Origin of the sequence: Thiothrix caldifontis (assembly GCF_900107695.1) — a bacterium.
Classification (GTDB): domain Bacteria; phylum Pseudomonadota; class Gammaproteobacteria; order Thiotrichales; family Thiotrichaceae; genus Thiothrix; species Thiothrix caldifontis.
Window position 1 is genome coordinate 121,861 of record NZ_FNQP01000004.1, and the last position, 22,803, is coordinate 144,663.

Sequence of the window (22,803 nt, forward strand, 5' to 3'; positions counted from 1 at the left end):
AATTACACCACGTCATCAAGACCGGCATCGCTGTCGGCTTCATCGGTAACAGCGGCAGCAAAACCGGGCGCATTCATGCAAGCTTCGCGGATAGCTTTTTCAATTTCAGCCGCTGCGACCGGATGCTCTTTCAGGTAATTGCGGGCATTATCCTTGCCTTGACCGATTTTGTCGCCTTTGTAGCTGTACCAAGCACCGGCTTTGCCAATCAACCCTTGCTTGACACCGAGATCAACCAATTCGCCTTCACGGGAAATGCCTTCGCCGTACAGAATCTCAAATTCAGCTTGTTTAAACGGTGGTGCAACTTTGTTCTTCACTACTTTAACGCGGGTTTCAGAGCCAGTAATTTCCTCGCCCTTTTTGATCGCACCGATGCGGCGAATATCGAGACGCACGGAAGCGTAGAATTTCAGCGCGTTACCGCCTGTGGTGGTTTCCGGGTTGCCGAACATGACACCGATTTTCATCCGAATCTGGTTAATGAAAATCACCAAGGTGTTGGAACGCTTGATATTACCCGTGAGTTTACGCAGGGCTTGTGACATTAACCGTGCTTGCAAACCGACGTGGGAATCGCCCATATCGCCTTCGATTTCCGCTTTCGGGGTTAACGCTGCTACCGAGTCGACCACCACGATGTCGACCGCATTGGAGCGCACCAGCATATCGGCGATTTCCAAGGCTTGCTCGCCGTTATCTGGCTGGGAAACCAGCAAATCATCAACGTTAACGCCAAGTTTTTGCGCATAAATCGGGTCGAGTGCGTGTTCCGCATCAACGAATGCTGCGGTGCCGCCCATTTTTTGGCATTCGGCAATCACTTGCAGCGTCAGGGTGGTTTTACCGGAAGATTCCGGGCCATAAATTTCGACAACACGCCCCTTGGGCAGACCGCCGATACCCAAAGCAATATCCAGCCCTAATGAACCGGTGGAAATCACTTCGATATCACGGGCAGCGCTGGAGTCGCCCATGCGCATCACCGCGCCTTTACCAAACTGACGTTCAATCTGGCCTAGGGCAGCGGCGAGGGCTTTCTTTTTGTTCTCGTCCATGCGGACACTCCTTATTAAAGGTAAATTCTGTGTAGGTGGTATGAAAGCGGGGATTATTTCATAACGGGTCGCTGCAAGCCAATGCCGAACGATAAAAGCAAAAATTTTCAGTTATGCAGGTCATGCCACGAGATGCTTGTTAACAAAAAATTGTCGACAATCCCCTCATAAACTGGTTATTGTGACACCCCTATGAATAACCCTAGCCCACATAAGCGGAATCCCTGAACCATGCAAAATCTGGCGCAAAAACAAACACACTCAACTGACCCTGTGCTGCTGCAAACCAACGTCACGACGGCACTGCTGCTGTGGCAACAATTCATCGCCCGGTTTCTGGTAGCAACCAGCCAAAACTCGCAGGATGCCCAGCACAGTGACAACAGTTTCAGTACAGCATTGACCAAATGGGGCATGAACCTGTTCCTGCATCCCAATGCTGTCATGCAAGCCAATATGGAACTCTTCCAAACCCAAACAAAGTTATGGCAACACACCACTGCCCGCTGGTTCGGACTCGGTCATCTGTCACCCGACATGCCCGCCATCACCGACAAACGCTTTAAACACCCCGCGTGGCAGGAACACCGAGTCACCGAAGTATTGCTTCAGTCTTACCTCAATCTGTCGACATATTGGCGGACATTGGCACAAACCGCCAACGGCTTGTCAGAAGAGGATGCGAAAAAAGCCGAGTTCTTCATCAACAGCATGATTGATGCACTCGCACCGAACAATTACTCGCACACCAACCCCCAAGTTTGGCAAACCATTCTCGACACCAATGGCGAAAATCTCGTCAAAGGGATGCGTAACCTGCTGGATGATTTCCAAGATGGTCAATTGCGTATCCGCATGACTGACATGAAAGCGTTTGAACTGGGGCGCGATATTGCCACCACGCCCGGCAAAGTGGTGTTCAAGAATGAACTGCTGGAACTGCTCCAATATACACCAACTACCGCCAAAGTCCGTCAACGTCCGGTCTTGATCGTACCGCCTTGGATCAACAAGTATTACATCCTCGACCTGCGCGAAAAGAACTCGTTTGTGAAGTGGGCGGTCGACCAAGGCAACACTGTCTTCATGATTTCGTGGGTCAACCCTGACAGCCAGCACCGCGATTTAAACTTTGAAGACTACATGCAGGCAGCGATTGCGGCGATGGATGCGGTCGAAGCGGCGACCGGCGAACGTGACTTAAACCTGATCGGTTACTGCCTAGGCGGTACGTTGACAGCAGCGACTCTCGCACACCTGAAAGCCAAAGGTGATGACCGGGTAAAAAGTGCCACCTTCTTCACCACCCTGCTGGACTTTGCCGAACCCGGTGAAATCGGCGTATTCCTGAGTGAACAACAAGTCGGTTCGCTGGAAAAACGCATGGACAAAACTGGCTACCTCGATGGCAAGGACATGGGCACGGCTTTCAATATGCTCCGCGCTAATGACCTAATCTGGTCGTTTTTTGTGAACTTGTATTTGCTCGGCAATGACCCGATGCCTTTCGACCTGTTGTACTGGAACTCAGACAGCACGCGGATGCCTGCGGCAATGCACAGCTACTACCTGCGCAATATGTACCTGAACAACTGCCTGAGCCAAGCGAATTGCCTCACGCTCTCCGGTACGCCAATTGATTTGCGCACCATTGATACTCCGGCTTACTTTGTTTCCACTCACGACGACCATATTGCGCCTTGGCGCAGTACATATGCAGGCGCGAAGCTGTTCGCAGGCCCAGTACGCTTTGTATTAGGGCAATCCGGTCACATTGCAGGCATTGTCAACCCCGCAGCCGCCAACAAATACGGCCACTGGGTCAATGAAACGCTCAGCGACAATGCGGATGATTGGCTGTTTGATGCCACCAAAGTGGATCTATCCTGGTGGCATGACTGGAATCGTTGGGTAGCAACGTTCTCCAGCGAAGAAGTCGATGCGCGTATTCCCGGCGCAAGCAAACTGGACATACTGGGTGATGCCCCCGGCACTTACGTGCGCCAGAAAGTCTAATCCGCGAACATCTGCAATACGCCTTGTAGCGCGTACTGCACCGCCTGATAACGTACCGCTTCCCGATCACCTTGAAAGTATTGGGTTGCGGTACGTACTTTACCATCCTGCGCCGCCCAGCCGAAACAAACCATGCCTACAGGCTTGGTGGTTGTGCCACCACCCGGCCCCGCGATTCCACTGACAGATACCGCGACTTGCGCCCGCGAATGCAGTAATGCACCTGTTGCCATTGCAGCAGTCACAGCTTCGCTCACAGCGCCGTACTCAGCCAACGTTGACGTTGGCACACTCAGCATATCCTGCTTGGCTTCATTGCTATAGGTCACAAACCCACGTTCAAACCAAGCTGAACTGCCCGATAGGTCGGTACACAGCTTGGCAATCCAGCCGCCTGTGCAAGATTCCGCCGTTGTGAGCATCCAACCCTTGGCTTGCAATGCGGCTGCCACCTGTGCAAGCAAAGCTTCCATTAACGCAATACCGTGCGCGGGGTAGCATCTAATGAAATCAGCGACTGTACGGAGGTTTCGACGCGCTCACTCAAACGCTGAATTAAGTCTTTTTCCGTAGTGAAATTCACCATCTCTTCAGCTTTGATCAATTCACGGGCCACATAAGCATCGCTGCCCAAGCCATCAATCAACCCCAGTTTCACTGCATCTTCGCCCGTCCAAAACAGACCAGAGAAAATATCGGGGTTGTTTGGCAAACGTTCACCACGCCCCTCCTTCACCACCTTGATGAACTGCTGGTGGGTCGTGTTCAACATATTATTGACGTGTGCCACCTGCGTTTCATTTTCAGGCAAAAACGGATCAAGCATACCTTTATTTGCCCCCGCAGTGTACAAACGGCGTTCAACCCCCAGCTTTTCCAGCAACTCAACCGCACCAAAGTTATCCATACGCACGCCAATGGAACCAACAATGCTAGCTTTATCCGCATAAATCTCATCAGCAGCCACGGCAATGTAGTAGCCGCCGGAAGCGCACAAATCAGACACGACCGCGTAGACAGGAATTTCCTTATATTTCGCCTTTAAGCGATTGATTTCATCATTAATAATGCCTGACTGCACCGGGCTACCACCTGGGCTATTAATGCGCAAAATCACGCCCTTGGTTTTTTCGTGCTCAAATGCTTCTTTCAGCGCAGGGACTAGCATCTCGCCGCTGGCTTCTGCGCCATCCATAATCACGCCGTTAATGTCGACCACCGCCGTAATTTTGTCAGCAGCCGTTAATTTAGTATCCGATGCGCCACTACCAATCAGCGCAATCAAGCCAACCAGCAAATACGCTACAAAAAACAGCTTGAAAAAGATCCCCCAACGCCGCGCCCGCCGCTGCTCTTTGACAGACTCCATTGCCACATCTTTGAGGGCTTGTAATGCTTGTGTATTTTCTTCGTTCATTCTATAACCTTTTGTTTTTCTAGCCAATCAGGAATATGTGCCACATCATCCACGTAACCACGCGGTTGCGCTTGCTGTAAACGCGCCAAATCATGTACACCATAACTAACCGCCAATGAATCCATCCCAATGGCTAATGCCATGTGTAAATCGTATTCGCTGTCACCGATCATCAATGCATCATGCGGCGCTGCATCATAGTCTGTCAAAATCTCTTCCAGCATTTGTGGATGAGGCTTGGAACGGGTTTCATCTGCACAGCGTGTGATCGGAAACAACTCACGCAGCCCAGTTTCGTCCAATACCTTATTCAAACCACGGCGAGATTTGCCCGTCGCTACCGCCAAGTCGTAGCCTTGTGCGGCGAGTATATGCAAGGTTTCACGCGCCCCGGCGAACAATTCGCTACCGTGTGTAGTACGCACCAAAAATTCCTGGCGATATTCATCCGCAATCGCCCGAATCAAGCTCGTGGGCGCTTGAGGGTACAAGGCGCGAATCGCTTCATCCAAGCCCAACCCGATAATATAGCGAATTTCCTGATCAGTGCGTGATTCTGCCCCCACTAACTGAATCGCATCGCGCATACATTGGGTAATGTGCGCCGCTGAATCCATCAACGTGCCATCCCAATCAAAAATCAACAAGGAATAAGGTTTCATTCGGTACGCTCAACCGCATTAATTTTTATATTAATTAATACATCTTTTAAATCGTCGGGTAACGGTGCTTCGATCACATAACGCCGCCCGGTGGCTCGCAGGGTAAAATCCACGCTGGCAGAATGCAAAAACAAACGTTTTAAGCCCATCTCACGAAACTTGCGATTCAACGCGAAATCGCCATAACGGTCATCGCCCAAAATCGGATGCCCCAGGTTTTGCAATTGCACCCGGATTTGATGCATCCGCCCGGTGAGAATTTGGGCTTCCAGCAACGATGCACCATGTAAATTTTTCAGCGACGAGAAAATGGTTTCGGACACTTTGCCTTCGCCCTCTTCCACGCGCTGCACTTTCTGGCGCGTGCCTTCTTCCTGACTCAAGTCCATCGTCACGTGTTGACGACCGTGCTTCCAACGCCCTGCAACCAAGGCTTTGTAACGTTTGTCGATCTTGCCGTCGCGAAACAAACCGTGCAATTCGGTCAAGGCTTGACGTGATTTCGCCAGAATCACCACACCGCTGGTGTCGCGGTCAATGCGATGCGCCAATTCCACATATGGTAAATTTTCGCGTAACTGACGAAATGCCTCAATCAAGCCCAATTTGTAACCGCTACCACCGTGTACCGGCAAACCAGATGGCTTATTGATAAAAATCAGTTGTTCATCTTCATGCAATACCGCTGCTTCTAATGTTACCAATAAGGATTCAGATGCCAATGCTGGCTTATCCGGCGGGTTCACTTCGGTTTCTAACTTGATCGGGGGAATCCGAATAATTTCACCTAATTCCAGCTTTTTTTCCGGCTTCACCCTTTTTTTATCAACACGCACTTCGCCCTTGCGCACAATTCGGTATAAAGCACTTTTGGGCAGTTGCTTCAAATGCCGCAGCAAGAAATTGTCGATGCGCTGCCCGACTTCGTTTTCAGTAACTGTGTAATATTCGACGGCCATAATGAAAAAACATACCAACTAAATTTAAATGCAAATTGAATATAATTAACCGAATTGATATATTCGCAACAGGCAAACGTTAAGGTGCAAACCTGACACAATGGGTTCGATCAAATCAGAACACGATGATATGACCCATGCCTGATTGATTCAATCACAAATTCTAGCGGTCAGAACATTCCCCCAGAATTTGTGCTGGGGTAAACAGGATGAAGCATCCTGACCCCGATAACTCAACGCCTGTTATGCAGTTTAAAAAGTAAGCAAACAGGTGTGGCATTAACAGCAGAACTTGTTGCTGATGTCTGTTGCAAGAATGCGCCAGCGGTTTACAATTTTCATGCGCCCTTATGAGGCAGTTCCATGACCCGTAACAACCGAACGATTCTTTCTGAAGGTAGGCCCGATTAAGGTTAATCCATAGCTTGGCGAAGAGAACATTTCTAACGCTTTGATATTAAACGAAATAAACTAATCGACTCCACCTGAAACAAACAGGTAACAGGTGCTGCATAACCAAGGCTTATGTAGTACATGAAACGTATTTTAATTAATGCAACCCAACCCGAAGAAATTCGCGTTGCCATGGTTGATGGGCAACGCCTATACGACCTCGATATTGAACATTCCCTACGCGCTCAGAAAAAGGCCAATATTTACAAAGGGGTAATTACCCGCGTCGAACCCAGCTTAGAAGCAGTTTTCGTCAACTATGGCGCACAACGCCACGGCTTCCTCTCCTTCCGCGAAGTTGCGCCCGAATTTTACAATCCGAATGCCAAGTACACCGGGCGTCCTAACGTCAAAGACGTGATGCGTGAAGGCATGGAAATTCTGGTACAAGTCGATAAAGAAGAACGCGGCAACAAGGGCGCAGCTCTGACCACCTACCTCAGCCTTGCCGGGCGTTATTTGGTGTTGATGCCCAATAACCCTAAGGCTGGTGGGGTTTCTCGGCGTATTGAAGGTGATGACCGCCAGCAAATCAAGCAAACCCTGAGCGAGTTAGACATCCCCGACAGCATGGGTGTGATCGTGCGCACCGCCGGTATCGAGCGCGATGCCGAAGAACTCTCATGGGATTTGGACTACCTCAAAACCCTGTGGAATGCTATCCAACAAGCCTACAGCCAGCACAAAGGCCCGACGCTGCTATATCAGGAAAGCAATGTCATTATCCGCGCCCTGCGTGACTATTTCCGCCGCGACATCGGTGAAATTGTCATCGACAATGATAAGGTATTCAACCAAGCGCGTGATTTCATGCAGGCAGTCATGCCACACAATATCCGCAAGCTCAAGCTCTACACCGATGGCACGCCGCTATTTAGCCGCTTTCAGGTTGAAAATCAGATCGAAACGGCATATCAGCGCACCGTTGCCCTGCCCTCTGGCGGCGCGATTGTCATTGACCATACCGAAGCGCTGATTTCCATCGACATCAACTCGGCGCGTGCCACCAAAGGGCATGACATCGAAGAAACCGCGCTCAACACCAACCTTGAAGCGGCTGATGAAATTGCGCGTCAATTGCGCTTACGCGACCTTGGCGGCTTAGTGGTGATCGACTTTATCGACATGTTACCCAGCAAACACCAGCGCGAAGTCGAAAAACGCCTACGTGATGCCATGAAACTTGACCGTGCACGGGTACAAGTCGGGCGCATTTCCCGCTTTGGCTTGCTGGAAATGTCACGTCAACGCTTACGCCCGTCGCTTGGCGAATCCAGCCAAATCGTCTGCCCGCGTTGCACCGGTCAAGGCCACATCCGTAGCACCGACTCGATGGCTCTGTCCATCCTGCGCTTGGTCGAAGAAGAAGCCATGAAGGAAATGACCGGCAAAGTCATTGCCCGCCTGCCGGTTTCCGTTGCCACCTTCCTGCTGAACGAAAAGCGCCAAGCGATCACCGACATCCAACAGCGCCGCAATGTCGATTTGACCATTATTCCCAACCCGTACATGGAAACGCCGCATTACGACATCAGCCGTATCCGCAACGATAATCTTGAGGACGAGGAAGGTCACAGCAGTTATCAATACATTCCTGCTCCACCTGCGACAGAAGAAACTATCCAGCAAGATACCAGCAAACTTCAAGCACCAACTGAAGCAGCTGTCACTAATGTCATGCCTAGCACACCTGCGCCTCAAAATGTACGCGGCTCTCACACTGAACCCACCAGTGCCGCAATCTCGACCATGCCAACAGTTACCCAGATCAAAGGACCTGGACTCATGCGGCGTATTTTTAATAGCTTATTTGGCAGCAGCCCCAATGTAGACAGAGCGGCGGAAGTCGCTGAAAGCAAAGCAGAAACGGCAACACCAGCAATATCCAAGCGCAACGATCAGCAGCAACGTAATGATCGACGTGGTGAACGGAATGGCGAACGTAACGAACAACGTAACCGTAACCGCAACAATGGCAGAAGTGACGCAGCGCCCGATGCTGAACGCACAATCAACGATGACTCACGCAACCGCAATACAAATAATAGTCAGGAAAACCAGCAGCCTCGCCAGAATCGTCAAGACGAACAACGCCGCAACGAGCGTCAAGCAAATGAACGTAATGCTGGCAATACGGAACGCAACAACAGCAATGAGCGAAACAACGAACGCCGCAATACCCGTAATCGTAATGAGCGAGAGGAAAGCAACACCGGCAATGTCGGTGATAACCGTCGCCCACCTCGCGAACCACGGCCGCCTAAAATACAGGAACAGGAAGCAGTAACAACAACCTCCCTAAATGAACAAGCACCTGTTGAAATCGTATTATCAGCACCTCGCGAAACACGCGAGAACAACCGTGATTACGGGCAACAGCAACAACCCCGTCGTGACCGTTCCCGCCGTGAATCACGCAGCCGTTCTGCGGGCAACGAACTTGACACTCAAACCCCCTCAGCCGCGCCTGTAAGCGAGGCTTCAATAGAACAACCACCGCGACAGCATCTGCAAACTGGCAATGATGCTGACAACGCAGTTGCCGAAGCTGAAGCCGCCATGAAGGATGTAGCGCAAGCTGAATCGGCATCTTCCAACGATAGTCAGAGTAACAAAGATATCCCCCAACAACCTGATTTACCAACACTTGAAATGGACGATAATGTTGACGACACCGTCACAGAAACGGATGTCGACAGCGACAATATCACCGAAACCACAGAAACCCAACCACGTGGACCACGTGAGCGCAGAGGACGCACTCGCCGTCCACGCGGTAATCAAAACCGTCAACAGCGCCCACCGCGCCCCACATCTACGGAACAGGATCCTCAGCTTGCGGCTGAAAATATGGAACCGTTCATCATTGACCTAACCGCAGCTCAGCCTACACATCAGCCACGTTATGAACGACAAGCTGCTACACCTGAACCAGTAGCAGTAGTCGCACAGAAAATATCCGTAACCGAACCTATTCACACGTTGGTGGAACCAGCCCCCTCGACAAGCACTACTCCCTTAGTTGAAACGGATACAGTAAAACCTATTGTACCTCCTATAGAGGAAGTACCTGCAATTGCCGCTACTTCAACTACAGACAATGAAACTGAAAAAAGTGCTACTTCCCCCGTTGTGAAAAAGCGCCCATCATGGATGCACACTGAGCCAGAGTAACTCTCAGGGTAGCTTACCTAAGCTACGAGACTACAAATGAGTGCGGCGGATGTGCTCTAACAAGCCTTCCGCTGCATCCTCTATCATATCCAATACCCTCTCAAAGCCGCTGCTGCCACCGTAATAAGGATCTGGTACCTCGTCGGTATTCCAGCGCGTCGCAAACCTCATAAATAGATAAATTCGCTCTTGCTGTGGCGGAAAAGCCAACTGCTGCAAATCTTGCAAATTGGCACGATCCATCGCCAAAATGTAGTCAAAACGTTCAAAATCTAGCATATCCACTTTGCGGGCGCGTTGTTCTGACAAATCCAACCCACGATCTTTTGCTGCTGCCTGCGAACGAGAATCGGGTGGCTTACCGATGTGATAAGCATGAGTTCCTGCTGAATCAATCAAAATACGATCTGCCAAACCTTGCGACTGCACTAAATGTGCAAACACACCTTGCGCCGTGGGCGAACGACAGATATTGCCCATGCATACAAAAAGAACCTTCACTTTTTCCATAAAATCACACAGCTCTTAACATTTAAGGTTTTAACAATATACCCATTGCCCATGATCGTTAGCAATAACAGACTAAGACTTGGGTGACTGTTTCGTGGGACTCACATGAATATGTCCCGGCGGGTGCTTGACCATAATAGGTTGAGAACAATAGGGGCAATGTGTGTAAGTCTGTAAACGGGTTTCTTGCTTAACCTCCTCAAATACCAAACGGGCATCTGCACGGCTAATACCGATTTTCACCCGCATTTTTTCCAGATAACGTAAGCCGCCAAAATCCAGCTTACCATTTTCCATCGCACGTACTAGCTCGAAACGGAAGTTTTCACGGCGACGTTTTAGTTCATTAATCATGCCAGAAGCTAAAATAGCAGCAGGCAGTGCCGCCACTGCAATCCCGGTTACGATAATAGTTCCACTGAATACTTTGCCCACTAAAGTCTGCGGCACAACATCACCGTAACCCACTGTCGCTACTGTAACGGCTGACCACCATAATGCCCGTGGAATACTGCCAAACTCATCAGGTTGGATATGCCCTTCCGCTAAGTAAATCCCGGTAGCCGACAATAAGATCAACATACATAAAATAAACAGTGCTGACACCAAATTATCAGCCTCTTGACGCAGTACCGCCACCAACAACCCTAGAGACTGAGAGTAACGTGTCAATTTCAATAAGCGCAATAAGCGCAAACTACGTAATACCCGTAAATCTAACCCAACCACGAAAAAACTGAGATAAAAAGGTAAAATCGCTATTAAGTCGACTACAGCCATTGGTGACAGCAAATAACGCCCGCGACTTCTGATTGGATACTGGAGATTCCTGTGATTAGACTCCACACACACCCAAGCTCGAACAAGGTACTCTAACGTAAAAACGCCAACTGAAAAGATTTCAAACCACTGAAAAGAAAGCGCATAGGCTTGATAGATACGGTATTCAGATTCTGCTACCACCACGCATACATTAATGACGATTAATAGCAACAGGCAACGATTCAAGCATTTTGCCAAATCGCTGCCTTTTTGTTCTTCCAACGCCAGATATAACCACCGCCGAATATGAACTAAGCGCATACTACTTAAAAATGACTACGGATTTTCCGATACAGCTCAGCAAGTTCTTCGCCCAGTTCATGCAATTCCTCCACCACTTCTAGACGAATATCTTCCACTTTATCACTGATTTTATGTTGCAATTTATCGACATCTTCCCCTAGATCATGAATTTCTTCCTTAGCTTTCAAGTTCAGCTCCCAACCCGCATCACGTAAGCGCAACTGCATGTTTTGCCATTTCTCTTCTGCTTGTTCTAATTCTTCCTTTGCTTCCAAACCCAATAAATGCAAACGCACGCGCAACTCTTCACGCTCACTAGTCAGTGCTTGCATAAGCTGCTGCAATTTCTCTTTCATGACATCAACCTCCTGTGTTATTTACATTAATAACTATACGCTTTTAGCCAAATTAAGCACTGGCATTGCTCAAAGAATGGAACTTTTCAATATCAACGAGGCTCTATCAACTTGAATCCATACAGGTATTCGGGCGTGAATACCTTTTTTATTTTACAAGGACACAAGGGCTTGTCATGAAAAAAATAGCATTGTCACTGGTTGTTATTGCTGGTTTAGGGTTATCTGCCTGTGCACCAATGAGCCAACAGACATCTCCTACACCAACCGTGGTTCCCGCCAAAGATTTGAATTGGATTGCCGACAAGGTTTATCGCAATGAAACCAGTGGTAACCCCGCGTTACTGGTGGTCTGGAATGACCGCGAAGAATTCGCCTCACTCGGTATCGGACACTTCATCTGGTATCCTGCGGGGCATCGCGGCCCTTATACCGAAACTTTCCCCGGTCTAATCGACTACACCAAAGCACAAGGTGTCCCCGTACCACAATGGCTAACTAATCGCACAATACGTACCGCACCGTGGGCAAACAAAGCAGCGTTTGAACGCGCTCGCAATGACCCGGAAATGCAGCAATTACGCACATTCCTGCAACAAACCATGAATATTCAAGCCAATTACATGGCAGAACGCCTCACTCGTGCGCTACCCACCATGCTGAATCAAGTTGCACCGCAAGATCGTGACCGTGTTCTGAAAAACTATCAAGCGATTGAAAAGACTCAGCGTGGATTATACCCACTATTGGATTACGTCAACTTCAAAGGAGAAGGCACTAGCCCAACAGAACGCTACAACGGTCAAGGCTGGGGGCTATTGCAAGTGTTGCTCACGATGCGCCCTGTGGAACCAGGTCCACAAGCACTCGATGAATTTGCGCGTGCAGCAGAAGAAGTGCTCGTGCGCCGTATCGCCAACTCATCACCAGAACGCGGCGAAGCCAAATGGCTCCCCGGTTGGCGCTCGCGCTTAAATACCTACCGCGCACAATCACTGTTAAGCGCTTACTGAGTTTACTGATGCATAACCGCTTATCTTTAAAATCTTAGCGGTCAGAAATGTCATCCTTGTTACGCCAGCATTGTCTGGCGTATTTTTTGTGCAAAATTCACGAATGGATTTTTTTCAAAGGATTGACCAACACAAGGATTCATGAGATGCAAACCATTAACAATAACGCCCGTTCTTTATCCCAAGGATACGGACAAACTTCCACCTCAGGAAACGCCAGCAACACTCTGGCAACTACGCCGCAAGCCATTAGTGCTTTGCTTCAATTGCCCGGCTACAACGGTGGTAACAAGAACATTCTACAAAACTTAGCAAATTTGATTAAACAACTGCTGGCTCAAATCGAAAATAAGCACAATCCCAAACCTCAACCCACTGAATACCGCAGCATAGATGGCACTGGCAATAACAAGAAAAACACGACATGGGGTTCTGCTGGCATACAACATCAACGCCGCATTCCCCAAGACAGCAGCCGTGAACCCGGCGGCACAACAGAACAACGCCTGCCTAACCCACGCACCATCAGTAATGCTGTTGCGGCACAAGATGGCGCAAATACCGTCAATCAAAAAGGCTTAAGCGATTTGTTTTGGATGTGGGGACAATTCCTTGATCACGACATGACCGAAACACCCACAAATACTGCCGAAAAAGCACCCATTGCCATTCCAGCCGGTGATCCACAATTTGACCCTGAAGGTACAGGCACAGTCTCTATCCAACTATCGCGCAGCACTGCCACTTTAGATGCCAATGGTCAACGCCAACAAAGCAATAACATTACTGCATTTATCGACGGCTCTAACGTATATGGTTCAGATGCTGAATATGCCAGCAAACTACGCACCCATGAAGGCGGCAAATTGCAGACGTCAGCGGGTGATATGATGCCCATGGAAAACGGGCAATTTATCGCTGGGGATGTACGTTCTAACGAAAACATCGGCTTAGCGTCGATGCATACCTTATGGGTGCGCGAGCACAATCGTCTGGCGGATGAGATTGCGCAAAAGAATCCCAAAATGACTGATGAGCAAATCTATCAAGAAGCGCGAAAAATCAACGTTGCACAAATGCAAGCGATTACTTACAACGAATTCCTACCTAATCTGATCGGTAAAAATGCCATCCCACAGTACACCGGCTACAAGGCCAACGTTGATCCATCAATTGATAACGCCTTCGCCACAGCGGCATTCCGTATGGGTCATACCATGCTTTCCCCTAATTTGCTACGTTTGGATGAAAACGGGGAAACCATTGCACAAGGCAACGTAGCATTACGCGACGCATTTTTCCGCCCCGACAAAGTCCTTGAAGCGGGCATTGACCCAATTCTGCGTGGTGCAGCTTCACAAACCGCACAAGCGGTTGACCCAATGATTGTTGATGACGTGCGTAACTTTCTGTTCCCACAAGGTGGTTTAGATCTAGCAGCCGTCAATATCCAGCGAGGACGTGACCACGGCTTAGCAGGCTATGGCGATACTCGTGAAGCCTTGGGATTACGCCCTGTCAACAGCTTTGACTCGAATGTCTGGCGCGAAGGCTTTGGCGAAAAACTGGCAAGTGTGTACGACAGCCCCGCCGATGTTGACCTGTGGGTAGCCGGTTTAGCAGAAAAGCCGGTCGGTGATTCCTTATTCGGGCAAACCTTCACCAAAATCATGAGTGATCAATTCACCCGTTTGCGTGATGGCGACCGTTTCTGGTATGAAAATCAGTTCTCCGGCAAAGAACTGCAAACTATTAAAAACACCAAACTGTCTGACATTATCGAGCGCAATACCGACTTCGATAATGTGCAGAAAAATGCGTTTGTTGCATCCAATAGCCATTTGAGCGAACAACCGCAACCCACCACGCCAGCACAGCAATCGCCTGTGACGCAAAGTTACAGCGTCACCCGCTCACTGGGGGTGGATACCAGCAACAATAGCCGCTCACAGATGAGCACGATGCTTCAGCAAATGATGCAATCAGGCCAACCGCTGACACCGCAGCAAGTCCGTGACTTCATGCAATCACTTAGGAACGGTTTCCTTGGTTAAACACGTGCTGCAATAGCGCAAGGGTGGCGTAGGACTCTGTACCTGCGTCACCTTGCAACACCGTAAAAGGCGTATCCGCCTCGCCAAACTGATCAACCACCAGTACTGCATTGCTGAAATTGTGATCGCGGGTGTAGTCATTCACTGTCACAATGGTTTGTAAATTAGCCGCTGTAGAAGAGCGAATACCGTTATCAGAATCTTCAAACACCAAGCATTCTTCCGGTTGTAAGCCCATTTGCTGCATGGCATACACATAAATATCGGGCGCTGGTTTCTTCTTGGGTACTATATCGCCCGCCGCAATGCACTCAAACCAGCCAATAGATTCCTCACCCAAAGTAGCTTTCAGCAAATAAGTAACATTTTCAGGCGTCGTCGTGGTAGCAATTCCTAAACGTAAGCCAGCCGCACGCGCTTCCCTAATCAGGCGTTCTGCCCCTACACGCAAAGGAATTTCACCCGCTTGCAACATCTCCAAATAAAAATGGGTTTTGCGTTTATGCATCCGTGCTGCAAACCCGGCAAGCCCTTCATCGGGAGTAAAACTTGGCAGGTATTTTTCGACGAAATAGCGAATGCGCTCTTTACCACCCGTTACGGTCAGCAGATCAGCATACAGATCTACTGTCCAATCCCAATCTAAGCCTGCTTCGGCAAAAGCTTTGTTGAAGGCGGGGCGATGCCCATCACGTTCGGTATCAGCAAGCGTACCGTCTACATCGAATAACAGTGCAGTAAGTTGTGGCATGATTTTTTCCTAAAGTTATATTGGGCAAAGTAATTTATGGATTTTTCAACCACTCCGCTACTTGCTTAGCGTAATACGTCAAAATCCCATCCGCACCGGCCCGTTTCATCCCCAGCAAGGCTTCCAGCACACATGCCTTTTCATTGATCCAGCCATTCATGCCCGCCGCTTTCAGCATCGCGTATTCCCCGCTGACATGGTAAACGTAGGTAGGGGCTTTGAACTCTTCTTTGATGCGGCGCACGATGTCGAGGTAGGGCATCCCCGGCTTAATCATCACCATATCCGCGCCCTCTTGCAGGTCGAGCGCGACTTCCCACAAGGCTTCGTCGGAATTGGCAGGATCCATCTGGTAACTGTATTTATTGCCACCTTTCAAGTTTGCTGCTGAACCAACGGCATCCCTGAACGGACCATAAAAGCTGGAAGCGTATTTCGCAGAATACGCCAGAATCCGTACATTCAAATGCCCGTGCTGTTCCAACACGTCACGGATTTCACCGATGCGCCCATCCATCATATCGGAAGGCGCAACCACATCTGCCCCCGCTTCGGCATGGGAAAGTGCCTGTTTCACCAGTGCAGACACCGTTTCATCGTTAAGGATGTAGCCATTCACATCCATTAAACCGTCTTGTCCGTGCGAAGTAAACGGGTCGAGTGCCACATCGGTAATCACCCCCAACTCCGGCACCGCCGCTTTGATTGCCCGTACTGCACGTTGTGCCAAACCATCAGGATTCCACGCCTCTTCCGCTTTATCAGTTTTAGCTGCTTGCGGGGTCACGGGGAAAATCGCCATTGCCGGAATCCCCAGCTTAAAGGCTGCTTCCGCTTCTTTTACCAACAGGTCGATACTAACCCGCTCCACACCCGGCATCGAGGCAATCGCTTCACGCTGATTATCACCTTCCATCACGAACACCGGCCAGATTAAATCATTGGCAGTCAGCACATTTTCGCGCATTAAACGGCGTGAAAAATCATCACGGCGCATCCTGCGCATACGGGTGTAAGGGTACATTCCGGGGTAAATAGCCATTGCAAGCCCTGTCTATGAATAAAAGATCGCTTATTTTGCCCGTTTGCCGAGGGAATGCCAACTATTGGCGGTAGTATCCACCAACAAGCAAGCATCTGCACGCACCACCTGTGCAATCGGTAACGGCTTACCGTTACGCCATTGCTCAAGTGCCTCAGCCTTACTTGCCCCCGTCACCAACACCAACTGCTGCCGACACGCCTGCAACGCCGCCACATTCAAACTCACCCGCTCTGGCGGCGGCTTCGGCGCATCAAACACGGCCTGTGTTAACGCTGTTGGATCATCCACAAACCCCGGAAACAAACTCGCCGTATGCCCATCTTCCCCCATCCCCAACATCACTACATCAAACGGCAATTTATCGCTGATGGTTTGTGCATATGCCGCTGCTGCCACCTCTGCACCCAGTTCTGCCGGAATCGGAAACTGTCGTTGTGTCGGCAAGCTCAGCCGCGAGTTTCGCTCAACATGCACAACAGGCAAACAACGCTCATCCCCCCAGAAAATTTCCCATTTATCCCAATCTTGCGCAGTTTTTGCCAACAAGTCATACGCCCGTTGCGGCGTACCACCGCCTGCTAATACCAAACGAAAAACGCCTCGCTCTCGAATCGCTGCCTGTGCTGCGGCTATAAGCAGCTCACAGGCATATTGAGCCACCGCCTCTGCGTCCAGCAAAACCTGTGTATTGTTAGGGAGCATTACTCGCCCCCATTGCAGGACAACGTGTGTCGCCAAGCTCGCCCCGAATCACCGAAAATCTTTTCCGCCGCCTTCGGCCCCCAACCACCTGCTGGGTATTGCAAGGGTAATTGCTCATCTTGCGCCCAACGTTGCATCACCGGATCAACCACCACCCACGCCGCTTTCACCTCGTCATAACGCAAGAACAGTGAGCGATCACCTTTGATCACATCCAGCAACAACTCCTCATAAGCTTCTGCCTTGCGCTCACCCGGCGTACTCACCGAAGCATCCATCACAATCTGCCGGGTACGCATTTCCAAGCCCGGTACTTTGGCAGAAATCTCCATACGTACTGCATCTTCTGGCTGAATCCCAATCAGCAACCAGTTAGGATGTGGCTGATAAATCCCACTGCCCTGAAACAACTGCATCGGTGGCTGTTTGAAGCGCACCGCCACCAACGAACGCCGTTCCTGCAAACGCTTGCCAGTACGCAAATAAAACGGCACATCCTTCCAGCGCCAGTTGTCGATGTAGAGCTTCATGGCGGCATAAGATTCGGTATGGCTACCGGCTGCCACACCCTCCTCCTGCAAATAACCCGGCACAGGCTGCCCTTTCACCTCACCGGCGGCATATTGCCCACGAATGGCATACATCTCAAGCTGTTCCAAATCCACCGGTCGAATCGACTGCAATACCTTGACCTTTTCATTGCGCAAGGCTTCAGCCTCCAACGATACCGGCGGTTCCATTGCCAGCAAGGCCATGACTTGCAACAAATGGCTTTGAATCATGTCGCGCACCGCACCACCACTATGGTCGTAATAGTTGGCACGTCCTTCCACACCCACGGTTTCTGCATGGGTAATTTGGATGTGGTCGATGTGATGACGGTTCCACAAGGGTTCTAAAATCAAGTTGGCAAACCGCAGTACTAACAAGTTTTGCACTGCCTCTTTGCCCACGTAATGGTCGATACGGTAAATCTGTTCTTCTTTCAGATGCTCACTGAGGCTATGTTGTAAAGTACGTGCGGATTCAAGATCGTGACCGAACGGCTTTTCGATCACCATGCGCCGAAAACCTTGCGATTCCTCCAGCAAATGCGCCGCCGCTAAACCTTCGGTGACTTCCACGTACAAATCCGGGCTAATCGAAAGGTAGAAAATCACATTGTTGGCACATTCACCATCGTTCCCAATCCACTCGCCTAAGGATTGGTAGAAGGCGGCATCTTTCAAACTGCCTGCCAAATAATCCAAACGTTGCACAAAATTGTCCAGTGCGACCGTTTCCACCTCATCTCTGGCAAGCAACTGCTGACGCACTTCTGCCCGCCATGTCTCAGAGGTAAAGGGAGTACGCCCGCAACCGAGAATTTCCACATCATCTGCCAGATAACCCGCACAATGCAGTTGGTACAACGCAGGCAACAGTTTCGTAACCGCCAAATTGCCCGTCGCACCAAAAATGACGTAGGCATGAGAAATCCCCACACAACCACAACTCATGGCAGTTGCTCCTCGGCACCATCAGCGCTCCAATGCGTGTGAAAATGCAACGCTGGATCACGGTCTACCCGTTGGTAGCCATGCGCCCCGAAGAAATCCCGTTGCGCTTGCAAAATATTCGCCGAACCATCCGCACACCGGTAGCCGTCATAAAATGACAAAGCCGATGACAATGCCGGAACAGGCACACCTTGCATCACTGCAAGCGCAACGGCCTTACGCCATCCGTTATCAGCTTGCTTGAGTTCCACTGCAAAAAACGGGTCTTGCAACAAGCTTTGTGGTACGGGTTCACGGGCAAAGCTGGCTTTAATATCCCCCAGAAAACGGCTGCGAATAATGCAACCCGCGCGCCACAGCAAAGCAATATCACCATAAGGTAAGTTCCAGCCGTATTGCGCCGCTGCCGTTTGCATCAGCATGAAACCTTGTGCATACGACACCAACTTGGCGGCATATAACGCATCGTGAATAGCATCGAGAAATGCCTGACGCTGCTCAGGAGGAACAGGTGCTTGCAAACCACCTAAGATTTGCGCGGCAGCAACCCGCTCATCCTTACGCGCCGACAACATTCGCGCATGGACAGCCTCAGAAATCAGGGTAAGAGGCACGGCGTGTTCCAATGCATCTTGCGCTGTCCACAACCCTGTGCCTTTTTGCCCCGCACGGTCGAGGATTTTCGTCACCAATGGACTACCATCGGTGTCTTTTTGGCGCAAAATCTGGCTGGTAATATCAATCAAATAAGATTCGAGCTTGCCTTGATTCCACGCGGCAAACGTATCCGCCATGGTATCGAAATCCATCCCCAGTGCGTGTTGCATCAAGTGGCACACTTCGGCAATCAGTTGCATATCACCGTATTCAATACCATTATGCACCATCTTGACGTAATGCCCGGAACCGCCTTCGCCCAGCCATTGGCAACAGGCTTCACCGTCAACTTTTGCCGCGACTGCCTGGAACATCTCGCGAATATCCGCCCATGCCTCGATAGCACCACCCGGCATTAACGATGGGCCATGCCGTGCGCCCTCTTCCCCACCGGATACACCCATACCGACGAAACGGATACCCTTTGCGGTGAGTTCCTGCCAACGGCGCGTGGTGTCTTTGTAGTTGGAATTACCGCCGTCGATGATAATATCGTTGGGGTCAAGTAAAGGCAGTAATTGTTCGACCACCGCATCCACCGCACGTCCGGCCGTTACCATCAGCATAATGATACGCGGGGTAGCGAGTTGGCCGACGAATTCGGGTAACGTTTGTGCCGCTTGAATCACGCGACCTTGCGCGTGCCTATCCATGAATTGTTGCGTGAGGGCGTAGGTGCGATTGTATACGCTAAGCGAATAACCGTTGTCACTCAGGTTCAATGCCAGATTAGAACCCATAACGCCTAAACCAATGAGACCCATATTGCTAGTATTCATGCCTACCTCGTTGTGATGTTAATGTATGGCGAGTAGTCAGGTTAAGGATAGCAGAGGGGAAGCCTTCTGGGTTAACTCATCGACATCTAAGGCTTGCATTTCAACCAGACTGGGCAGGTCATCCAGTGATTTAAGGTTGAAATAATCCAAGAAATGACGGGTAGTTCCCAACATTTCCGGCCTGCCAGGTACTTCTTTATGACCAATAACTTTCACCCAATCACGTTCCAATAAGGTCTTGATCACATTCGTATTGACCGCCACCCCCCGAACTTCTTCAATTTCTGCACGCGTAATGGGCTGACGCCAGGCAATCAATGCTAGGGTTTCAAGAAAGGCCCGCGAGTATTTTTGCGGACGTTCCTCATCATGGCGTTGCACCCACGGTTGGAACTGGGCACGGGTTTGCAGCCGAAAACCACTGGCAGTTTCTTTCAACTCAAAACTCTGCTCAGCACTGGCTGTTTGTAATGCATCCAATGCCTGCCGGATAGCACCACGCGAGATACCCTCCTCTGGCAGGAAATAGCTCTCCAATTGCTCTAATGACAACGGTTTAGCCGCTGTCAGCAAAATAGCTTGCAGGATAGTTGCTAATTCCATTTAATCCTCCAGCGAAGCAACAGCGGCACGAATATACAATGGCGCATAAGCTTCATCTCCCTGCGTCACATCAATCAAGTGTGCCTTAAGCAACTCTAATACCGCCATTAAGGTTACGACTACCCCACGTCGCCCTTCCTCCAGCCGGAACAAGTTCTCAAAAGGTACAAACTGCTGAAGCTGCACCGTAGACAACACCATGGTCATACGTTCACGAATCGACAAATGTTCGCGCCGGATTTCATGATGGCTAAACATATCCGCACGTTTCAATACACCTTGAAAAGCTAGCAATAACTCACGCAAACCAACCTCTGGTAGTGGACGTGGTGCTTTAGGGAAATCAGCAGCCGTTTGCACTAAGCAATGATCACGCTCCAAACGTGGCAAAGCATCCAAATCCGCCGCTGCCTGTTTGCATTGCTCATATTCCTGCAACTGACGCATTAATTGTGCACGCGGATCGTCCTCTTCCTCCACTTCGGTGTGACGTGGCAACAACAATCGTGACTTAATTTCCGCCAGCATGGCTGCCATCAGCAAATACTCTGCCGCAAGATCCAGTTTGAACTCTTTCATCAACTCGACATACGCCACGTATTGCTCAGTAATATGTGCAATCGGAATATTACAGACATCAAAATGCTGCCGCCGGATCAAATACAGCAACAAATCCAAAGGCCCTTCAAAAGCCTCTAAAAAGACTTCCAAGGCATCAGGGGGGATGTATAAATCCTCTGGCATCGTGATGACTTGCTCACCACGCACCACCGCCAGAGGCATTTCTTTTTGAATCACATGCATCAGAGATGGTGGGTGAAACTCATCGCTTCCATCACATCCGCAAGGGTTTCGCGGGCAACTTGGCGTGCTGCTTCTGAGCCTTCACGTAAAATGTCACGCACGCGCCCACGGTCTTGTTCAAACTCAGCCGCTCGTCGCTGGATCGGAGCCAACTCCGCTTGTACCGCAGCAATCACCGGCTGTTTACACTCGATACAACCAATACCAGCACTGCGACAGCCTTCTTGAACCCATTGTTTAGTCGTCTCGTCGGAATAAACTTCATGGAACTGCCATACCGGACATTTCGCCGGATCACCGGGATCGGTACGACGACCACGGGCGGGATCAGTCGGCATCGTGCGAATTTTCTTTTCTACACTATCAGGGGATTCACGCAGTGAAATTGTATTGTTGTACGACTTTGACATTTTCTGACCATCCAACCCCGGCATTTTAGAGGCTTTGGTCAAGGCCGCTTGCGGCTCTGGCAAAATGATCTTGCCCGAACCTTCCAAATAGCCAAACAAACGCTCCCGATCACCCAATGACAAGTTTTGTTGGGATTCCAGCAACGCACGCCCCACATTTAAGGCTTCAGCATCACCTCGTTCTTGGTATTGACGACGCAAATCACGGTACATTTTCGCCTGTTTCTTGCCCATTTTATTGGCAGCTTGCTCCGCTTTCTGCTCGAAATCTGGCTCACGCCCATACAAATGGTTAAAACGCCGTGCTACTTCACGGGTCAATTCAATGTGGGCAACCTGATCCTCACCAACCGGTACACGATCCGCTTTGTAGATCAGGATGTCAGCCGATTGCAGCAAGGGGTAGCCTAGAAAACCATAGGTTGCCAGATCCCGTTCCTTGAGCTTTTCTTGCTGATCTTTATACGTCGGCACACGCTCTAACCAGCCAAGCGGGGTAATCATTGACAACAATAGGTGCAATTCAGCGTGTTCCGGCACATGGGATTGTGTGAAAATCGTGGCAGAACTAGGGCTAATCCCTGCTGCCAGCCAATCAATCGCCATGTCTTCCACGTGCTGAGAAATCCCCCCCGGAGTTTCATAATGTGTGGTCAAGGCGTGCCAATCAGCCACAAAAAAGAAACACTCGTAATTGAGCTGCATCTCCACCCAGTTTTTCAAGACACCGTGATAATGCCCCAGATGTAACAAGCCTGTCGGGCGCATCCCAGAAACGACACGCTGATTTTGCGAAGGTGTAGTACTCACATCAAA

At 50.0% G+C, this 22,803-nt stretch carries 20 protein-coding genes; 4 read left to right on the top strand and 16 right to left on the bottom strand.

Going from position 1 to position 22,803, the window contains the following annotated elements:
• Window positions 1-2 precede the first annotated feature (2 nt).
• A complete protein-coding gene (gene recA, locus BLV87_RS04435; protein WP_093065801.1) occupies window positions 3-1,058 on the bottom strand; it encodes a recombinase RecA in 1,056 nt (351 codons plus the stop codon).
• A 231-nt stretch (window positions 1,059-1,289) separates the two neighbouring features.
• Here recA and BLV87_RS04440 point away from each other — a divergent pair, with 231 nt between their 5' ends.
• Window positions 1,290-3,074, top strand: coding sequence for a PHA/PHB synthase family protein (locus tag BLV87_RS04440; protein ID WP_093065803.1), 1,785 nt, complete (start codon window positions 1,290-1,292; stop codon window positions 3,072-3,074).
• On the opposite strand, the gene pncC is transcribed toward BLV87_RS04440, so the two are convergent.
• The 4 genes from pncC to BLV87_RS04460 are packed head-to-tail and all read right to left on the bottom strand — an operon-like array spanning window position 3,071 to window position 6,112.
• The gene (gene pncC, locus BLV87_RS04445) at window positions 3,071-3,547 is read right to left on the bottom strand and encodes a nicotinamide-nucleotide amidase (protein ID WP_093065805.1); all 477 of its coding nucleotides are present in this window, start codon (window positions 3,545-3,547) and stop codon (window positions 3,071-3,073) included. The two genes, BLV87_RS04440 and pncC, sit on opposite strands and share 4 nt — an antisense overlap.
• Window positions 3,547-4,491: a S49 family peptidase gene (locus tag BLV87_RS04450; protein ID WP_093065807.1), complete on the bottom strand. Its 945-nt coding sequence runs from the start codon at window positions 4,489-4,491 to the stop codon at window positions 3,547-3,549. The genes pncC and BLV87_RS04450 overlap by 1 nt, the downstream gene beginning before the upstream one ends.
• Window positions 4,488-5,153 carry an HAD family hydrolase gene (locus BLV87_RS04455; RefSeq protein WP_093065809.1) on the bottom strand — a complete coding sequence of 222 codons (666 nt, stop codon included), beginning with the start codon at window positions 5,151-5,153 and terminating at the stop codon, window positions 4,488-4,490. The genes BLV87_RS04450 and BLV87_RS04455 overlap by 4 nt, the downstream gene beginning before the upstream one ends.
• Entirely contained in the window at window positions 5,150-6,112 is a 963-nt protein-coding gene (locus BLV87_RS04460; protein WP_093065811.1) for an RluA family pseudouridine synthase, read from the bottom strand. Before BLV87_RS04460 ends, BLV87_RS04455 begins: the two co-directional genes overlap by 4 nt.
• Before the next feature lie 534 nt (window positions 6,113-6,646).
• On the opposite strand from BLV87_RS04460, the gene BLV87_RS04465 reads away from it, so the two are divergent.
• A complete protein-coding gene (locus BLV87_RS04465; protein WP_093065813.1) occupies window positions 6,647-9,739 on the top strand; it encodes an Rne/Rng family ribonuclease in 3,093 nt (1,030 codons plus the stop codon).
• 30 nt (window positions 9,740-9,769) lie between these two features.
• On the opposite strand, the gene BLV87_RS04470 is transcribed toward BLV87_RS04465, so the two are convergent.
• From BLV87_RS04470 to BLV87_RS04480, 3 genes are all read right to left on the bottom strand, one after another.
• Entirely contained in the window at window positions 9,770-10,249 is a 480-nt protein-coding gene (locus tag BLV87_RS04470) for a low molecular weight protein-tyrosine-phosphatase (RefSeq protein WP_093065815.1), read from the bottom strand.
• A 72-nt stretch (window positions 10,250-10,321) separates the two neighbouring features.
• On the bottom strand, window positions 10,322-11,332 hold the full coding sequence (locus BLV87_RS04475; protein ID WP_093065817.1) for an ion transporter: 1,011 nt from the start codon (window positions 11,330-11,332) through the stop codon (window positions 10,322-10,324).
• Between the two features lie 5 nt (window positions 11,333-11,337).
• Window positions 11,338-11,670, bottom strand: a complete 333-nt coding sequence (locus BLV87_RS04480; protein ID WP_093065819.1) for a hypothetical protein — start codon at window positions 11,668-11,670, stop codon at window positions 11,338-11,340.
• 176 nt (window positions 11,671-11,846) lie between these two features.
• On the opposite strand from BLV87_RS04480, the gene BLV87_RS04485 reads away from it, so the two are divergent.
• Window positions 11,847-12,683 carry a hypothetical protein gene (locus tag BLV87_RS04485; RefSeq protein ID WP_093065821.1) on the top strand — a complete coding sequence of 279 codons (837 nt, stop codon included), beginning with the start codon at window positions 11,847-11,849 and terminating at the stop codon, window positions 12,681-12,683.
• 146 nt (window positions 12,684-12,829) lie between these two features.
• Window positions 12,830-14,737: a peroxidase family protein gene (locus BLV87_RS04490; protein ID WP_175517838.1), complete on the top strand. Its 1,908-nt coding sequence runs from the start codon at window positions 12,830-12,832 to the stop codon at window positions 14,735-14,737.
• Here the strand turns inward: BLV87_RS04490 and BLV87_RS04495 are convergent.
• Genes BLV87_RS04495 through BLV87_RS04530 form a run of 8 tightly spaced genes read right to left on the bottom strand, consistent with a single transcriptional unit; the run spans window position 14,715 to window position 22,797 of the window.
• A complete protein-coding gene (locus tag BLV87_RS04495) occupies window positions 14,715-15,488 on the bottom strand; it encodes an HAD family hydrolase (RefSeq protein ID WP_093065825.1) in 774 nt (257 codons plus the stop codon). The two genes, BLV87_RS04490 and BLV87_RS04495, sit on opposite strands and share 23 nt — an antisense overlap.
• A gap of 34 nt (window positions 15,489-15,522) precedes the next feature.
• Window positions 15,523-16,530: a porphobilinogen synthase gene (gene hemB / locus BLV87_RS04500; RefSeq protein ID WP_093065827.1), complete on the bottom strand. Its 1,008-nt coding sequence runs from the start codon at window positions 16,528-16,530 to the stop codon at window positions 15,523-15,525.
• Between the two features lie 30 nt (window positions 16,531-16,560).
• A complete protein-coding gene (gene pgl, locus BLV87_RS04505; protein ID WP_093065829.1) occupies window positions 16,561-17,235 on the bottom strand; it encodes a 6-phosphogluconolactonase in 675 nt (224 codons plus the stop codon).
• Window positions 17,235-18,734: a glucose-6-phosphate dehydrogenase gene (gene zwf / locus BLV87_RS04510; protein ID WP_093065831.1), complete on the bottom strand. Its 1,500-nt coding sequence runs from the start codon at window positions 18,732-18,734 to the stop codon at window positions 17,235-17,237. Before zwf ends, pgl begins: the two co-directional genes overlap by 1 nt.
• Window positions 18,731-20,170 (bottom strand): decarboxylating NADP(+)-dependent phosphogluconate dehydrogenase, encoded by a 1,440-nt coding sequence (gnd, locus tag BLV87_RS04515; protein WP_093065833.1) that lies wholly within the window; start codon window positions 20,168-20,170, stop codon window positions 18,731-18,733. Before gnd ends, zwf begins: the two co-directional genes overlap by 4 nt.
• 36 nt (window positions 20,171-20,206) lie before the next feature.
• Complete coding sequence (scpB, locus tag BLV87_RS04520; protein ID WP_093065835.1) at window positions 20,207-20,773, bottom strand: SMC-Scp complex subunit ScpB; 567 nt, start codon at window positions 20,771-20,773, stop codon at window positions 20,207-20,209.
• Complete coding sequence (locus BLV87_RS04525) at window positions 20,774-21,577, bottom strand: segregation and condensation protein A (protein ID WP_093065837.1); 804 nt, start codon at window positions 21,575-21,577, stop codon at window positions 20,774-20,776.
• Window positions 21,577-22,797 carry a tryptophan--tRNA ligase gene (locus tag BLV87_RS04530; protein WP_093065839.1) on the bottom strand — a complete coding sequence of 407 codons (1,221 nt, stop codon included), beginning with the start codon at window positions 22,795-22,797 and terminating at the stop codon, window positions 21,577-21,579. Before BLV87_RS04530 ends, BLV87_RS04525 begins: the two co-directional genes overlap by 1 nt.
• Window positions 22,798-22,803: the final 6 nt, after the last annotated feature.

Coding starts and splice junctions, on each gene's coding strand:
- scpB (WP_093065835.1), bottom strand. CDS start 20,773: ATGGAATTAGCAACTATCCTGCAAGCTATTTTGCTGACAGCGGCTAAA.
- zwf (WP_093065831.1), bottom strand. CDS start 18,734: ATGAGTTGTGGTTGTGTGGGGATTTCTCATGCCTACGTCATTTTTGGT.
- BLV87_RS04450 (WP_093065807.1), bottom strand. CDS start 4,491: ATGAACGAAGAAAATACACAAGCATTACAAGCCCTCAAAGATGTGGCA.
- recA (WP_093065801.1), bottom strand. CDS start 1,058: ATGGACGAGAACAAAAAGAAAGCCCTCGCCGCTGCCCTAGGCCAGATT.
- pncC (WP_093065805.1), bottom strand. CDS start 3,547: ATGGAAGCTTTGCTTGCACAGGTGGCAGCCGCATTGCAAGCCAAGGGT.
- pgl (WP_093065829.1), bottom strand. CDS start 17,235: ATGCTCCCTAACAATACACAGGTTTTGCTGGACGCAGAGGCGGTGGCT.
- gnd (WP_093065833.1), bottom strand. CDS start 20,170: ATGAATACTAGCAATATGGGTCTCATTGGTTTAGGCGTTATGGGTTCT.
- BLV87_RS04470 (WP_093065815.1), bottom strand. CDS start 10,249: ATGGAAAAAGTGAAGGTTCTTTTTGTATGCATGGGCAATATCTGTCGT.
- BLV87_RS04525 (WP_093065837.1), bottom strand. CDS start 21,577: ATGCATGTGATTCAAAAAGAAATGCCTCTGGCGGTGGTGCGTGGTGAG.
- BLV87_RS04440 (WP_093065803.1), top strand. CDS start 1,290: ATGCAAAATCTGGCGCAAAAACAAACACACTCAACTGACCCTGTGCTG.
- BLV87_RS04485 (WP_093065821.1), top strand. CDS start 11,847: ATGAAAAAAATAGCATTGTCACTGGTTGTTATTGCTGGTTTAGGGTTA.
- hemB (WP_093065827.1), bottom strand. CDS start 16,530: ATGGCTATTTACCCCGGAATGTACCCTTACACCCGTATGCGCAGGATG.
- BLV87_RS04460 (WP_093065811.1), bottom strand. CDS start 6,112: ATGGCCGTCGAATATTACACAGTTACTGAAAACGAAGTCGGGCAGCGC.
- BLV87_RS04495 (WP_093065825.1), bottom strand. CDS start 15,488: ATGCCACAACTTACTGCACTGTTATTCGATGTAGACGGTACGCTTGCT.
- BLV87_RS04490 (WP_175517838.1), top strand. CDS start 12,830: ATGCAAACCATTAACAATAACGCCCGTTCTTTATCCCAAGGATACGGA.
- BLV87_RS04455 (WP_093065809.1), bottom strand. CDS start 5,153: ATGAAACCTTATTCCTTGTTGATTTTTGATTGGGATGGCACGTTGATG.
- BLV87_RS04475 (WP_093065817.1), bottom strand. CDS start 11,332: ATGCGCTTAGTTCATATTCGGCGGTGGTTATATCTGGCGTTGGAAGAA.
- BLV87_RS04465 (WP_093065813.1), top strand. CDS start 6,647: ATGAAACGTATTTTAATTAATGCAACCCAACCCGAAGAAATTCGCGTT.
- BLV87_RS04480 (WP_093065819.1), bottom strand. CDS start 11,670: ATGAAAGAGAAATTGCAGCAGCTTATGCAAGCACTGACTAGTGAGCGT.